At 62.2% G+C, this 13,579-nt stretch carries 12 protein-coding genes and 1 pseudogene; 8 read left to right on the forward strand and 5 right to left on the reverse strand.

The genetic code is table 11. The features are described from left to right. Positions 1-106: 106 nt before the first annotated feature. The 4 genes from BM321_RS20045 to BM321_RS20060 all read right to left on the reverse strand — a co-directional run bounded on the left by BM321_RS20045 (position 107) and on the right by BM321_RS20060 (position 4,347). Positions 107-955 (reverse strand): ureidoglycolate lyase, encoded by an 849-nt coding sequence (locus BM321_RS20045; RefSeq protein WP_092444235.1) that lies wholly within the window; start codon positions 953-955, stop codon positions 107-109. 30 nt (positions 956-985) lie between these two features. Further along, positions 986-1,726 (reverse strand): SDR family oxidoreductase, encoded by a 741-nt coding sequence (locus tag BM321_RS20050; protein ID WP_092444237.1) that lies wholly within the window; start codon positions 1,724-1,726, stop codon positions 986-988. Beyond that, positions 1,723-3,102 (reverse strand): MFS transporter, encoded by a 1,380-nt coding sequence (locus tag BM321_RS20055; RefSeq protein ID WP_092203592.1) that lies wholly within the window; start codon positions 3,100-3,102, stop codon positions 1,723-1,725. The genes BM321_RS20050 and BM321_RS20055 overlap by 4 nt, the downstream gene beginning before the upstream one ends. 306 nt (positions 3,103-3,408) lie before the next feature. Then, a complete protein-coding gene (locus tag BM321_RS20060; protein ID WP_072404995.1) occupies positions 3,409-4,347 on the reverse strand; it encodes a LysR family transcriptional regulator in 939 nt (312 codons plus the stop codon). A 114-nt stretch (positions 4,348-4,461) separates the two neighbouring features. Between BM321_RS20060 and BM321_RS20065 the strand changes: the two genes are divergently transcribed. From BM321_RS20065 to BM321_RS20075, 3 genes are all read left to right on the forward strand, one after another. Then, on the forward strand, positions 4,462-5,643 hold the full coding sequence (locus tag BM321_RS20065) for a fumarylacetoacetate hydrolase family protein (RefSeq protein WP_092444239.1): 1,182 nt from the start codon (positions 4,462-4,464) through the stop codon (positions 5,641-5,643). A gap of 47 nt (positions 5,644-5,690) precedes the next feature. Further along, on the forward strand, positions 5,691-7,475 hold the full coding sequence (locus tag BM321_RS20070) for an IlvD/Edd family dehydratase (protein ID WP_092444241.1): 1,785 nt from the start codon (positions 5,691-5,693) through the stop codon (positions 7,473-7,475). A 137-nt stretch (positions 7,476-7,612) separates the two neighbouring features. Beyond that, on the forward strand, positions 7,613-7,831 hold the full coding sequence (locus BM321_RS20075) for a tautomerase family protein (protein ID WP_003200762.1): 219 nt from the start codon (positions 7,613-7,615) through the stop codon (positions 7,829-7,831). A gap of 134 nt (positions 7,832-7,965) precedes the next feature. On the opposite strand, the gene BM321_RS20080 is transcribed toward BM321_RS20075, so the two are convergent. Further along, positions 7,966-10,188: a TonB-dependent receptor gene (locus tag BM321_RS20080; RefSeq protein ID WP_092444243.1), complete on the reverse strand. Its 2,223-nt coding sequence runs from the start codon at positions 10,186-10,188 to the stop codon at positions 7,966-7,968. Positions 10,189-10,317: 129 nt separating this feature from the next. Between BM321_RS20080 and BM321_RS31040 the strand changes: the two are divergent. From BM321_RS31040 to BM321_RS20100, 5 genes and pseudogenes are all read left to right on the forward strand, one after another. Further along, positions 10,318-10,374 (forward strand): annotated as a pseudogene (locus tag BM321_RS31040) (hypothetical protein); the annotation flags it as partial. A gap of 92 nt (positions 10,375-10,466) precedes the next feature. Further along, positions 10,467-10,676, forward strand: coding sequence for a hypothetical protein (locus BM321_RS31045; protein ID WP_256573463.1), 210 nt, complete (start codon positions 10,467-10,469; stop codon positions 10,674-10,676). A 16-nt stretch (positions 10,677-10,692) separates the two neighbouring features. After that, entirely contained in the window at positions 10,693-11,937 is a 1,245-nt protein-coding gene (locus tag BM321_RS20090; protein ID WP_092444245.1) for an MFS transporter, read from the forward strand. 96 nt (positions 11,938-12,033) lie between these two features. Then, positions 12,034-12,549 (forward strand): sigma-70 family RNA polymerase sigma factor, encoded by a 516-nt coding sequence (locus tag BM321_RS20095; protein ID WP_072405012.1) that lies wholly within the window; start codon positions 12,034-12,036, stop codon positions 12,547-12,549. Continuing rightward, entirely contained in the window at positions 12,550-13,527 is a 978-nt protein-coding gene (locus tag BM321_RS20100) for a FecR domain-containing protein (RefSeq protein WP_092444246.1), read from the forward strand. Positions 13,528-13,579: the final 52 nt, after the last annotated feature.

Here is a 13,579-nt window from a genome sequence, read left to right on the forward strand (position 1 = left end):
GCTTGCTCGCGAAGAGGCCAGCACATTCAACATCTTCATTGACTGTGACGCCGCCTTCGCAGGCAAGCCCGCTCCCACAGGGGCTTGAGGGGGCAGCGAGCCCAGATCAGTCCGCCTGCACCGTGACCTGGCGCTGTTCGCCCAGGCCCTGGATTCCCAGGCGCATGGTCTGGCCCGGCCGCAGGAACACCGGGGCGGGCTTGATGCCCAAGCCGACGCCGGGCGGCGTGCCGGTGGAGATCACATCCCCCGGTTGCAGGCTCATGCAGCGACTGAGGTAGGCAATCAGTTGCGGCACGCTGAAGATCAGCGTTCGGGTATTGCCGTTCTGATAGCGGTGTCCGTCGACCTCCAGCCACAGATCCAGCGTATGCGGGTCGGCGATTTCATCCCGGGTCACCAGCCAGGGGCCAAGTGGACCGAAGGTGTCGAAACCCTTGCCCTTGTCCCAGGTGCCGCCGCGCTCCAGTTGCCACTCGCGCTCGGACACATCGTTGATGACGCAGTAGCCAGCGACATGCTCCATGGCATTGGCTTCGTCGATGTAGCGCCCGCCTTTACCGATGACCACGCCCAACTCGACTTCCCAATCGGTCTTGAGCGAGCCGCGCGGGATCTGGATGTCGTCGTTCGGCCCGCAGATGGCACTGGTCCATTTGTTGAAGATGATCGGCTCTTTCGGCACCTCCATGTTCGACTCGGCCGCATGGTCGGCGTAGTTCAGGCCGATGCAGATGAATTTGCCGACTTGCCCAACGCAGGCACCGATGCGCGGCTGGCCGGCAACGAGCGGCAGGCTGCGCGGGTCGAGGGCGGCGAGCGCTGCCAGGCTGTCCGCGCCCAGGACCTGACCGGCGATGTCCGGCACATGGCCCGAGAGGTCGCGTAGCTGATTGTCGCTATCCAACAGCCCGGGTTTTTCCGAACCCTTTTCGCCGTAGCGCAATAGTTTCATGTCGTACTCCTGCTCAAGTGAAGACCGGGTTCAGAGGCTCATGCCACCGTCGATGACGTGAATGGCACCCGTGGTGTAGGCAGACGCATCGCTGCCCAGGTACACCGCCAACTGGGCGATCTCTTCAGTGCTGCCGATGCGCCCCATGGGCTGGCGGTCGAGGAATTGCCGGTAGACCTGCGCCTCATCGACGCCCTGTTGCACGGCCTGGTCGGCGATACGCTGGCGCAGCGAAGGCGAGTCCACGGTGCCCGGGCAGATCGCATTGCAGCGGATGCCTTGGCTGACGAAGTCGACGGCGACAGCCTTGGTCAGGCCCACCACCGCCGCCTTGCTGGAGGCATAGGCGAAGCGATTGGGCACGCCCTTGACGCTGGAGGCCACCGACGACATGTTGATGATTGAGCCGCCGCCCCGGGCCAGCATGCCTGGCAGGAAGGCGCGGATCATGCGGTACATGGCCGTGACATTGAGGTCCATCGAGCGTGCCCAGGCTGCTTCGTCGCATTGCAGTATGTTGCCACTGTGCACGTAGCCTGCGCAGTTGAACAGCACGTCGAGCCCGCCGATGCGCTCGCAGGCGGCACTAATGGCAGCGGTCGAAGTGACATCCAGGGGCATGGCGGTGACCTCTTCGAGCCCCGCCAATGCATGGATATCGATGTCCGTGGCGATCACCTCGGCCCCGGCCCGGGCGAAGGCAATGGCGCTGGCCAAGCCAATGCCCTGCCCCGCTGCCGTTACCAGCACGCGCTTGTTCTGCAGGTTCATGCGGTCTCCAGTTGCGCTGCCGTGGCGGCGTGCTTGGGGGTCCTGCCGAGCATCGAAGCGGGGATGGCCAGGATCAGCCCGCCGCTGACCAAAAGACACAAGGCCAGCACATAAGTGCCGTTGTTGATGTTGCCTGTGAGGGTTTCGGCCACGGCAGTGATCATCGAGCCGGTGAAGCCCGACAGGTTGCCGATGGCGTTGATCATGCCGATGCCGGCGGCCGCGGCGACCCCCGACAGCACGGTGCCTGGCAGGGTCCAGAAAATCGGCATCAGGCTGAGGATCCCGGAAGCGGAGACACTGAGAAAGAGCACAGACAACACCAGATTGTCAGCGAAGAAGGCGCTGAGGATCAGGCCGACGCCGCCAATGAACGCCGGGATCGCCGCATGCAAGCGCCGCTCACCGGTGCGGTTGGAGTGCCGGGCGTTGAGCAGCATCGCCACCACCGCCACCGAATACGGGATGGCGGTGAGCAAACCGATGTGCAAGCTGTTGGTGATGCCGGTGCTCTTGATGATCGAAGGCATCCAGAACGCCAGGCCGTAGAAACCGGTGTTGAAGGTCAGCAGGATCAATACCAGCAACCACACCCGCGGGTTGAAGAATACTTCGCTCAAGCGCGTGGCCTTGCCCTGGTTGTCGGTTTGCAGATTGGCCTTGAGCAGGGCTTTTTCCGCGACCGTCAGCCATTTGGCTTTGTCAATGTTATCGGCCAGGCAGACGATCACCACGAACGCCATGATGATCGACGGGATGCCTTCGATGAGCAGCATCCATTGCCAGCCGGACAGGCCATGCACCCCTTGCATGCTGTTCATCAGCCAGCCGGAGAGTATGCCGCCCAGGGTCAGGCTCACGGGCAGCGCCAGCAGGAACCCGGACATCACTCGGCTCTGGCGGTGGGTCGGGAACCAGTAGTTGAGGTAGAGGATCACGCCCGGGAAAAAGCCCGCTTCGCAGATGCCCAACAGGAAGCGCAGCACATAGAACATCGTGCTCGATTCGATGTGGAAGAAAGCCGCCAGCGGCACGGTGTAGGCCACGGCCATGGAGATCACCGCCCAACTGAGCATGATCCGGGCGATCCAGAACCGTGCGCCAAAGCGATGCAGCAACAGGTTGCTGGGCACTTCGAAGAGGAAATAGCCCCAGAAAAACATACTGGCGCCCAAGGCATACACCGTGTTGCTGAATTGCAGCTCGTTGAGCATGTCGAGCTTGGCGAACCCGATGTTCACCCGATCGAGGTACGCCGCCATGTAGCACAACAGCAACACGGGCAGGATCCGCCAGATCACCTTGCGGTAGGTCCGGTCTTCGAAATCCGGTTCGCAAGCGGCCTGGGCGGGCAACGGCTCGGAGATGGTTTGCATGAGGTAACCCCTGATTGTTTTTATTGGGTCACGTCGAATGAGTGACTCATCCGGCGGTTGAACGAGGACTCTACTGTCGGGGATCGATTCTTCCCAATGGCATTTTTGGATTACTCGATAACGTATTGTTATCGAGGCTTCGGTTGGGCAAGCGGGAGCAAGCTCCCTCGCCACAGGGTTCAGTTAAGGCCGATCCACCGCCATCGCGAGCAAGCTCGCTCCCACAGGAGGCGGGAGTGTCGCGGATCGCTCAGTCAACACCAAACAACTGTGGGAGCGAGCTTGCTCGCGATGGCGGCAGCACATTCAACCGCTCAGACGGGCGTTGTCCTTGAGAATCTCGGCGAACTCCAGCGCCGCGCCTACCAGCGGTTCGTCCTTTCGCGTGAGGATGCCGTAGTCCTGCGGCACCAGGTGCAGCGGGGTGTCGAGGGTCTTGAGCTGGCCGCTTTCAAGCAACGGATCGACCATGGCATTGGGCAGCATGCCGATCATGGGCCCGCGTTGCAGCACCTGGAGAAAGGTCTGCATGGAAATGGTGTCGATGGTATTGCGCGGCATCCCCACCCCGGCCTCGGCGAAGGCCAGTTCCATGCGCGCACGGATCGGCGTGCCGACCGGGTAGAGAATCCATGGCAGGTCCACCAGTTGCTGCAGGGAGGTCGGCCCGGCGTTCGCCAGGGGATGGCGGTCATTGACCACGATGCAGAACGGTTCCGGGGCCAGGGGTTGGAAGTCGTAGCGCTGTTGCTGGCTTTGCTCGGTAAACCGGGCCACTGCCAGGTCGAGTTTTTTCTCTTCAAGCATCTTCATCAAATGGTTGCTGGTCTGCTCCACCACCTCGATGGACAGCAAGGGCCAGCGCTGCTTGATCTGCAGGATCGCCTCGGGCAAGGCCACCGCCGTCGCGGCAAAGATACCGCCGACCTTGAGGTAGCCATGGCCGCCTTCGCGCAGGCTGCTGATTTGCTCGACGAACGAACGTGCATCGTTCAAGGCGATCTGCGCGTAACGCAGCACATGTTCGCCCAATGCGGTGGGCGGCATGCTCCGGGGGCGGCGCTCGAACAGGGCGAAGCCGAGCAGGCTTTCGATTTCCTTGAGCATCTTGCTCACGGCGGGCTGGCTGAGGTTCATCTGCTCGGCCGCCAGATGCATGTTGCAGGTGCGCCCCAAGGTATCGATCAACAGCAGATGGCGGAATTTGAGCCAGCCGCAGAAGCTGGAGAAAGACAGATCGGACATGGGCAATCCTCAACGATGCAATAACCGGACGTTATCAGATACTGAATATATCTCATTGGAGTTCATCAACCGCGCGCCCTAGCTTGAAAGTTTTACGAACCAGGAAGACTGCCCATGTCGCTGATGCTTACTCCCGAGAACACCCTGCCAGCGGATGGCGTCGCCGGTACCCTGATCGGTCGTGCCTGGGTGCCTGGCCGTGTCGCCGGGCCTTCACCCGTCGTGCTGCGCAGTGATGGGGTGTTCGACCTGTCGGACCGTTTCGCGACCTTGAGCGATGTGCTGGAAACGTCCTCACCGTTGGCGGCGGTCAGGCAAACGCCCGGCACTTTCATCGCCAGCGTCGAAGCGCTGCTGGCCAATACCGGCCTTCATGCCGACCCGGCCAAGCCGTTCCTGTTGCCGCCGCTGGACTTGCAAGTGATCAAGGCCGCCGGCGTGACCTTCGCCGCCAGCATGATCGAACGGGTAATCGAGGAACAGGCAGGCGGCGACGCGGCAAGGGCCGAGGCGGTACGCGCCACCGTGCACAACGTGATCGGCGATAACCTGCGGGCGATCGTGCCGGGTTCCGAACAAGCCATGCGCCTGAAAGCCTTGCTCATCGAACAGGGCATGTGGTCGCAGTACCTGGAAGTCGGCATCGGCCCGGATGCGGAAATCTTCACCAAAGCGCCGGTCCTGTCCGCCGTGGGCAGCGGCAGCCAAATTGGCATTCATCCGGTATCGCAATGGAACAACCCGGAACCGGAAGTGGTGCTGGCGGTAAACAGCCGTGGCCAGATCCACGGCGCCACCCTGGGCAACGACGTCAACCTGCGAGACATCGAAGGTCGCAGCGCGCTGTTGCTGAGCAAGGCCAAGGACAACAACGCGTCCTGCGCCATCGGGCCGTTCATTCGCCTGTTCGACGAACACTTCAGCCTGGATGACGTACGCGCCTGCGTGGTCGACCTCCAGGTACAAGGCGAAGATGGTTACCGTCTGCACGGTTCGAGCTCCATGAGCCAGATCAGCCGTGATCCGCAGGACCTGGCAAGCCAGACACTCAACGCCAACCACCAATATCCGGATGGTTTTGTGCTGTTTCTCGGTACCCTGTTCGCCCCCACCGAAGACCGCGACCATCCCGGCAGCGGTTTCACCCACAAACGCGGGGACCGGGTCAGCATCAGCAGCCCACTGCTCGGCAGCCTGCATAATCAGGTGACCCACAGCTGCGACGCCGCCCCCTGGACCTTTGGCGTCAGCGCCTTGTTGCGCAACCTCGCCGCCCGTGGACTGCTGGGCCGCTGACGCCACGACCGTGACCGATTCATCCAATTACAAGAGAGACATGAATCATGAGTGACACGCCTAAACGCCGCCTGCGCAGCGAGCAATGGTTCAATGACCCGGCTCACGCGGACATGACCGCCCTGTATGTCGAGCGCTACATGAACTACGGCATGACCCGCGAAGAGCTGCAATCGGGACGCCCGATCATCGGCATCGCCCAGACCGGCAGCGACCTGACCCCCTGCAACCGTCATCACCTGGAACTGGCCCAACGGGTCAAGGCCGGCATCCGTGACGCCGGTGGCATCCCCATGGAATTCCCGGTGCACCCGATCGCCGAACAGTCGCGTCGGCCCACCGCTGCCCTGGACCGCAACCTGGCCTACCTGGGGCTGGTGGAAATCCTCCACGGCTACCCGTTGGACGGCGTGGTGCTCACCACTGGTTGCGACAAGACCACGCCCGCCTGCCTGATGGCGGCGGCGACCACCGACTTGCCCGCCATTGTCTTGTCCGGCGGGCCGATGCTCGACGGCCATCACAAGGGCGAGCTGATCGGCTCGGGCACCGTGCTCTGGCATGCGCGCAACCTGATGGCCGCCGGCGAGATCGATTACGAAGGCTTCATGGAAATGACCACCGCGGCATCGCCTTCGGTGGGTCACTGCAACACCATGGGCACCGCCCTGTCGATGAACGCCCTGGCCGAAGCCCTGGGCATGTCGCTGCCCGGTTGCGCGAGCATTCCGGCGCCCTATCGCGAGCGCGGGCAAATGGCCTATGCCACCGGCAAACGCATCTGTGAGTTGGTGCTGCAAGACATTCGTCCGTCACAGATCATGACCCGCCAAGCCTTCGAGAACGCCATCGCCGTCGCCTCGGCCCTGGGTGCTTCGAGTAACTGCCCGCCGCACCTGATCGCCATCGCCCGGCACATGGGCGTCGAACTGAGCTTGGATGACTGGCAACGGATTGGCGAGGACGTGCCGCTGCTGGTCAATTGCATGCCCGCCGGCAAGTACCTGGGTGAAGGTTTCCATCGGGCCGGCGGTGTGCCCTCGGTCATGCACGAACTGCAAAAAGCCGGGCGCCTGCACGAAGACTGCGCCACGGTCAGCGGCAGGACCATCGGCGAAATCGTCAGCGGCAGCCTGACCAGCAACGCCGACGTGATCTATCCCTTCGACACCCCGCTCAAGCACCGGGCCGGCTTCATCGTGCTCAGCGGCAATTTCTTCGACAGCGCGATCATGAAGATGTCGGTGGTGGGCGAAGCGTTTCGCAAGACCTACCTCTCCGAGCCCGGCGCCGAGAACAGTTTCGAAGCCCGGGCCATCGTGTTCGAAGGACCGGAGGATTACCACGCCCGCATCGACGATCCGGCGCTGGACATCGACGAGCGCTGCATCCTCGTCATTCGCGGTGTCGGCACCGTGGGCTACCCCGGCAGCGCCGAGGTGGTGAACATGGCCCCACCGGCCGCGTTGATCAAACAAGGCATCGACTCCCTGCCCTGCCTGGGCGACGGGCGCCAGAGCGGCACCTCGGCGAGCCCATCGATCCTGAACATGTCCCCTGAAGCAGCCGTGGGCGGAGGCCTGGCATTGCTGCAAACCAACGACCGGCTGAAAGTGGACCTGAACACACGCACCGTGAACCTGCTGATCGACGACGAAGAAATGGCCCGGCGCCGACTCGAATGGACACCGAACATCCCTCCGTCGCAAACACCCTGGCAGGAACTGTACCGGCAACTGGTCGGGCAATTGTCCACCGGGGGCTGCCTGGAGCCTGCCACGTTGCATCTGCGCGTGATCGCCCGCAGTGGCGAGCCGCGTCATTCGCACTGAGTCCAAGCGGTCGATTGTTCACGCACGTTGAATTCAGATGCCAATCCAGAAGGGTTTATTCCACGGGCTTAAAGGAGAAAGATGCGCGCCAGGGGCCATCGCCCCTGGCGAATCTTTCACACTCACGGAGTCGATCCATGCCATTTGCCAACTACAAATTTCCCGAAGGAATCCTGGACCACGCCCGCAAGGAAGAGATCATCCATCGCACCACGGAAATGTTCGTCGAATACTTCGGCGAAGGGGTGCGTCCATTCACCATGGTCCTGGTCGAAGAGGTGGCAGACGGTGGCTGGGGGCGCGCCGATGAAACGCTGACGCTGGCGAAGATGGGGCTGCCTGCCAAAGGCCAATAATGCTGTTCGCTTAAGGTTTGTCTGGCCACAGGTTCATCGTTTTTCTTGAGTGAATAGCCTTACCTTATAGAGAAGAGATCAGGAAAGAAGAGTGACAGGGGTGACCTTGTGCTTGAGCCACCCCTCGCCATGCCTCAGAAATCCACCGTAGCCGACAACTGCAATGTGCGCGGCGAGCCTGGGGAGAAGGCACCGTACGAGGCGACACCCGACCAGTACTCGCGGTCAAAGACGTTCTGGACCGTGGCTCGGAAAGTCGTCGGTCGACCTTCGATCCTGGTGGCGTAACGAGCGCCGGCATCGAAGCGGGTCCAGGCATCCAGCTCTTGGGTGTTGGCCTGGTTCACGTATTGGCTGCTGGTGTAGATCGCGCCGCTGGTGAGGGTAAAGCCTTCCACCCACGGAGTATCCCATTCAGCCCACAGGTTGGCTTGTACGTCTGGCACGCCCACCGGCTTATTGCCACGGTTGGCCGCTGTGGCGGAATCCGTCAGCTCACCATCGAGCAATGTCACGCCACCCATCAAGCGTGTGCCGGGGGCCACTTCGCCGAACACGCTCAGCTCCACGCCACGGTTGCGCTGTTCAGCCTGTACAGAGAAAACATTGTTCGCACCGATTTCGCCACTGGGCTTCTCGATCTGGAACAGCGCCAGGGTGGTCATGAACGTGCCGTGCTCGTACTTGACCCCAACCTCATGCTGTTTGGACTCATAAGGTGCAAACGTTTCGCCGGCATTGCTCGCATTGCCTGGCGCGACGTCACCTTTGCTCAGCCCCTCGACATAGTTGTAGTAGAGCGACACGTCCTCCCAGGGCTTGACCACCACGCCGACCATCGGGGTCGTTGCGCTGTCGTCATAACGGGAACTGACCGAGCCGCTGGCGTTGTAGTTGCGCGACTCGATATTTTGCCGACGCAGCCCCAGGGTCAGTTGCAGACGGTCATCCAGGACCGACAAGGTGTCGGTCAAGGCGAAGCCGGACAACTGCGACTCGGAGACCCGCAGCACCTTGGGCGCATTGATGGCCGGCTTGGGCACGTTCACCGGGTGATAGATGTTCGAGCGGACCTCCGGCCCGTTGTTGATCCCCCGGGACAGTTCATCCTGGTAGGTGGTCGCCATCAGCGTGGTCGTGTGGCTGACAGGGCCGGTGTCGAACACCCCACGAACCCCCACATCGGCTGTCGAACGGTCTACGTTGAATTTGTAATACCCCGGCGTGTTGCTGATATCGCCGGCGTTGTTGAGGATTCTTGGTACCTGGTCGGACATCCGCTTGACGTCCGAGCGACCGCCACCGGCGTGGGCAAACACCGTGACCGCGTCCGTCAGGTCGTATTCGCCACCCAGCAAGGCCGACTGCTCCTTGGTGTCGGACCAACCCCATTTCTGTGACGCATTGGTGCGACCGTTGGGGGCCGATGGGATTTCAACGCCAGGCGCGACGGTGAAGGGTCGCGAGGCGCCGTCAAAGCTTTCTTTCTGACTGATGAAGTCGAGGTTTAAGCGCAGACGCTCGCCCCGATAATCCAGGGCGATAGCACCGATGTCGAGTTCGCGTTTCTGGTCGTCGATGGCCGTGTCGCCCCCCTCGAGGCTGCCGTTGAAGCGCACGCCGAACTGGTTTTCCGAGCCGAATCGACGGCTGACATCCAGGTGCCCGCCCACTTGGGAATCGGACGCGTAGCTGCCGGTAAAGCGCGTCAGGTCTTCATCCAACGGACGCTTGGGAACGATATTGATCACCCCGCCCACCCCGCTGTTCGGAGAAATGCCGTACATCAGCGCACCCGGCCCCTTGAGCACTTCGACCCGTTCGGCGTAGTCGGTGAACACCCGATAGTTGGGTGCCACGCCGTATACACCGTCGTAGGCCAACTCGCCGAGGTTGCCCTCGCCGATGGGAAAACCACGGATGAAAAACGAATCGACGATGCCGCCCACCTGGCCCGTCGAACGCACCGAAGGGTCTCGTTGCAGGGCATCGGCCACGGTCACGGTTTGCAGGTCGGCCAGGGTCTTTTCGGTGTAGCTGGTCACGCTGAACGGCATGTCCATCACGTCCTTGTTGCCCATCATCCCCAAGCGTGCACCGCGCGCCACCTGACCGCCGGCGAGTACGGGTGGCAGTGCGCCCGGGTCGTTGTGGGTGCCGCTGATGGTGGTGGCGTCAAGGGTCAAGCCTTGCCCGTTGTCGTTGGAGACGTCCAGGATTTTATCGGCGGCAGGCGCCTGCTCGGGGGTTGCCGCCCAGGCGGTGGCGCTTCCTGCGACCAGAATGAAACTCAGCGTGGCGCTACGAATCGCGAGGGATAACGCAGACTCACCACAAGGTCGACGTGCAACAGACATGGCTTAAGGATCCTTTCCAACGAGAGAAAATGGTAATCACTCCTATTGCCAGTCGACCTGCGAAAAAGTATCACCTCCCGGGGATTATTTTTTCAGAGTGGGCCGGGCCCTCAGGTGGTCACCCGCCCAGTGGTCGCGATCTACCTGATATACGGCATCGGCCTTGAAGCCCATCAGCAAAACACCATGGTGATGTTTGCCCCCGATGGCAAAGCGCGTAGCCTGCTGATCCGCGATTTCGGCTACGCGCGTCCCTGCTGGAGGAACGCGGGTACACCTTGCAACCTCATGTGCAGCCGGGCATCTTGCCGACCGTGTTCGTGGAAGATATCGAGCCGATGCGCATGTGCGTGCTCGACGCGGTGTTCCTCACCCACCTGCACAAGATCGCCTTGTGGCCGACCCGATCGTTGTTGCGCATGCACCTGCTGCAGTACTCCAACTATCGTTTACAGCACACGCTGACCCACCCGCTTGCGAGCGTTTAACCACCGAGGCTGAGTCATGTCCCACGCAGGTGCCATCCAGGGTTCGAACGTCAGAATCCTGATTTACCTTCTATTCGCGATCCAGCTCATCTCCATGGGCGCGATGGAAATGAGCGGGCCGTTCTGGCCGGTCCACCTGCGCGGGCTGACGTCCTCGGAGACGGTCTTCAGCTTCGCCAGCATCGCCGTGTATGTCGGGCCGATGCTGGGCATCATTCTGACCAGTGCCTTCTGGGGCCGTATCGGTGATCGCTACGGTCATAAGTTGATGATGATCCGCGCCCTGGCGGGCTTGTCATTGACTCAGCTCGGGCTGGCGCTGTGCAGCGACATCTGGATCATCCTGGTGCTGCGCTTCCTGCAGGGCGCCTTTGCCGGGTACATCGCCCCGGCCCAGGCCTATGGCGTCAGCATCGAAGCCCCCTCGCGACGGGCGCGGCTGTTCGCGATCCTGCAAATATCCACCAACGTCGGCTCATTGCTCGGCGCGGTGGTCGGGGGCCTGATCCTCGACTACGCCACCTTCTTCTGGATCAACATCATCGCCTCGGCCTTGTGCGCAGTGTGCACGGTGGTGGCCACCGTGACCTTGCCGGACGTGCCTCCGGTGAAAAAACCCGCAGTCAGCCAGGCCCCGACGACCGCGAGCCGTACCGACAGCGTCTGGCAAGGAACGCCATTGCTGTCGTTGCTGTGGGTCATGGGCATCCTGCTGTTGGCCCGGATGCTGCCACAGACCTCATTCTCCTTGTATGTGAGCTCGGTATTCGACGTCAGCAACTCGGTGGTCGGCCTATGCTACGGCTTGCTGGCGCTGGGTTTCATCCTCTCGGCCACGGCCTGGTCGCGCTACTTCGAGCACCGTACCCAGCAGGACACCTTGCACCGCATCATCTACGTCGTGCTCGGTTGCATCGCCCTGACCGCCCTGGCGGGGGTCACGCGCAATGCCATCGTCTTTGTCGTCGTCTACTTCATCTGGGGGGTGCTGCTGGGGGCTACCACGCCGGTGCTGATGGCGTTGATCTCGAAATCCGCCGACAGCGCGCGACAAGGCCAGGTGCTGGGCATAGCCCAAGGCACTGCGCAATTCGCCTCGATCGCGGGCATCTCGGCCGGTGGGTTGCTCAGCCAGGTCTATGGCTTGCAGTACACCTACCTGTTCGTTTGCCTGGCCTATGTGTTGGCCCTGATCCCCATCGTCGCCTTGCGGTACTGGCCCGCGAGCCTGCAAGCCACCCCCGCCCCGCCCGGGGACTGATCAAAGAGTTTCCCTTGGACCCTGCATGCCGCTTGCGCCGCAGGCAAGTTGTCCTTTAGCATTGGGAATACTTCTCAATTGCAAAAAAACGCAGCCATGAGCGAAACCCTGCCCGCGAACAACGACCAGCATCTGCGCGTGATCGAAGACCTGTACGCCGGCCATCACGGCTGGCTGTACAACACGCTGAAGAAGAAGCTGGGCAACGCCATGGATGCGGCGGACCTGGCGCAAGACACCTTCACGCGCATTCTCGCCTCCCAAGTCACGGCCATTGACCAGCCCCGGGCCTACCTGAGCTGCGTGGCCAAGGGCATTCTCATCAATTGGTATCAGCGCAAGGCCCTGGAACGTGCCTACCTGGAGGCGCTCGCGCATTTGCCGGCCCAGGAAGTGCCGTCCCCTGAATTGCGCTTTCTGGTGCTGGAAACCCTGCACGAAATCGACGCCATGCTCGACACCCTCCCGGCGCCGGTCAAGCGGGCATTCCTGCTGTCGCAGATCGGCGGCCTGAAATACGACGACATCGCCCAACAGCTGAACGTCTCGCTGATCACGGTCAAGCGCTACATGAAGCAGGCATTCGTACAGTGCTTGATGCTGGTGGAATGAATGCTCACTCGTCGCCGTGAGCCGCCGCTCGACCCCAAGGTCCTCGAAGAAGCCGCCGAGTGGCTGATGCGCTTGAGCGAAAGCGACCTCAGTGACGCCGAGCGCGTCGAATGGGAATGTTGGCGGGCCAGTAGCCCCGAGCGCGGTCGGGCCTGGTCTCGTGCGCAATTGCTGCAAAGCAAGCTCGGCGGCTTGCCACGCGCATTGGCGATGTCGGCGCTGGATCGCCCAAGCAGCCCCGAACGGCGCGCGGCCCTCGGCAAACTGGCGTTGCTGCTGGTAGCGGTGCCTGTCGGTTGGGGCAGTTGGAAACTGGCGCAATCGCAGCAATGGTCCGCCGACTACCGCACCGCCATCGGCGAGCGCCGCGAGTTGACCCTGGCCGACGGCTCTCACCTCACCCTCAATACCGGCACGGCCATCGACGTGCTGTTCGACACCCGACAGCGGCTCCTCCGTGTGCGCGAAGGGGAAATCCTGGTGCAGACCGCGCCGGATGCCTCGCCACAGGCCCGACCGTTCCTGGTCAGCACCCGCGAGGGCCGGATGCAGGCCCTGGGTACGCGGTTCATCGTGCGCCAACTGCCATCGCGCACCCATCTGGCGGTACTCGAAGGCGCGGTGCGGATTGAGTTGACCGAGGCTCGCCAGGCCGCGCCGCTCATCGTCAACGCCGGACAGCGCACCGACTTCTCCTCCCAGGCCTTCGGCCCGTTGACCCCGACAGATCGCAATGCCAGCGCCTGGACCCAAGGCATGCTGATGGCCGACAGGATGCGCCTGGCGGATTTCGTCGCCGAACTGGCGCGCTATCGCCGGGGCTTCGTGCGTTGCGACCCGGCCATTGCCGAGCTGCGGGTGTCCGGCGCGTTTCCCATCAGCGATACCCAGCGCACGCTCAACATGCTGGTGCAAACCTACCCGGTCCTGGTCACCGGTCATTTGAGCGGTTACTGGGTGACGCTCTCCCCAGCCTGATCCCACAAAAAATTATTTGCTGCTCGGGTGATACTTTTTTTGATCTCAACTG

The sequence above is a fragment of the Pseudomonas sp. NFIX10 genome, from assembly GCF_900111955.1.
Taxonomy (GTDB): domain Bacteria; phylum Pseudomonadota; class Gammaproteobacteria; order Pseudomonadales; family Pseudomonadaceae; genus Aquipseudomonas; species Aquipseudomonas fluorescens_AA.

Excerpts from the sequence above, each read along its gene's own strand:
- BM321_RS20090 (WP_092444245.1), top strand. The coding sequence starts at position 10,693 with ATGTCCCACGCAGGTGCCATCCAGGGTTCGAACGTCAGAATCCTGATT.
- BM321_RS20080 (WP_092444243.1), bottom strand. The coding sequence starts at position 10,188 with ATGTCTGTTGCACGTCGACCTTGTGGTGAGTCTGCGTTATCCCTCGCG.
- BM321_RS20050 (WP_092444237.1), bottom strand. The coding sequence starts at position 1,726 with ATGAACCTGCAGAACAAGCGCGTGCTGGTAACGGCAGCGGGGCAGGGC.
- BM321_RS20075 (WP_003200762.1), top strand. The coding sequence starts at position 7,613 with ATGCCATTTGCCAACTACAAATTTCCCGAAGGAATCCTGGACCACGCC.
- BM321_RS20060 (WP_072404995.1), bottom strand. The coding sequence starts at position 4,347 with ATGTCCGATCTGTCTTTCTCCAGCTTCTGCGGCTGGCTCAAATTCCGC.
- BM321_RS20045 (WP_092444235.1), bottom strand. The coding sequence starts at position 955 with ATGAAACTATTGCGCTACGGCGAAAAGGGTTCGGAAAAACCCGGGCTG.
- BM321_RS20055 (WP_092203592.1), bottom strand. The coding sequence starts at position 3,102 with ATGCAAACCATCTCCGAGCCGTTGCCCGCCCAGGCCGCTTGCGAACCG.
- BM321_RS20070 (WP_092444241.1), top strand. The coding sequence starts at position 5,691 with ATGAGTGACACGCCTAAACGCCGCCTGCGCAGCGAGCAATGGTTCAAT.
- BM321_RS20100 (WP_092444246.1), top strand. The coding sequence starts at position 12,550 with ATGCTCACTCGTCGCCGTGAGCCGCCGCTCGACCCCAAGGTCCTCGAA.
- BM321_RS20095 (WP_072405012.1), top strand. The coding sequence starts at position 12,034 with ATGAGCGAAACCCTGCCCGCGAACAACGACCAGCATCTGCGCGTGATC.
- BM321_RS20065 (WP_092444239.1), top strand. The coding sequence starts at position 4,462 with ATGTCGCTGATGCTTACTCCCGAGAACACCCTGCCAGCGGATGGCGTC.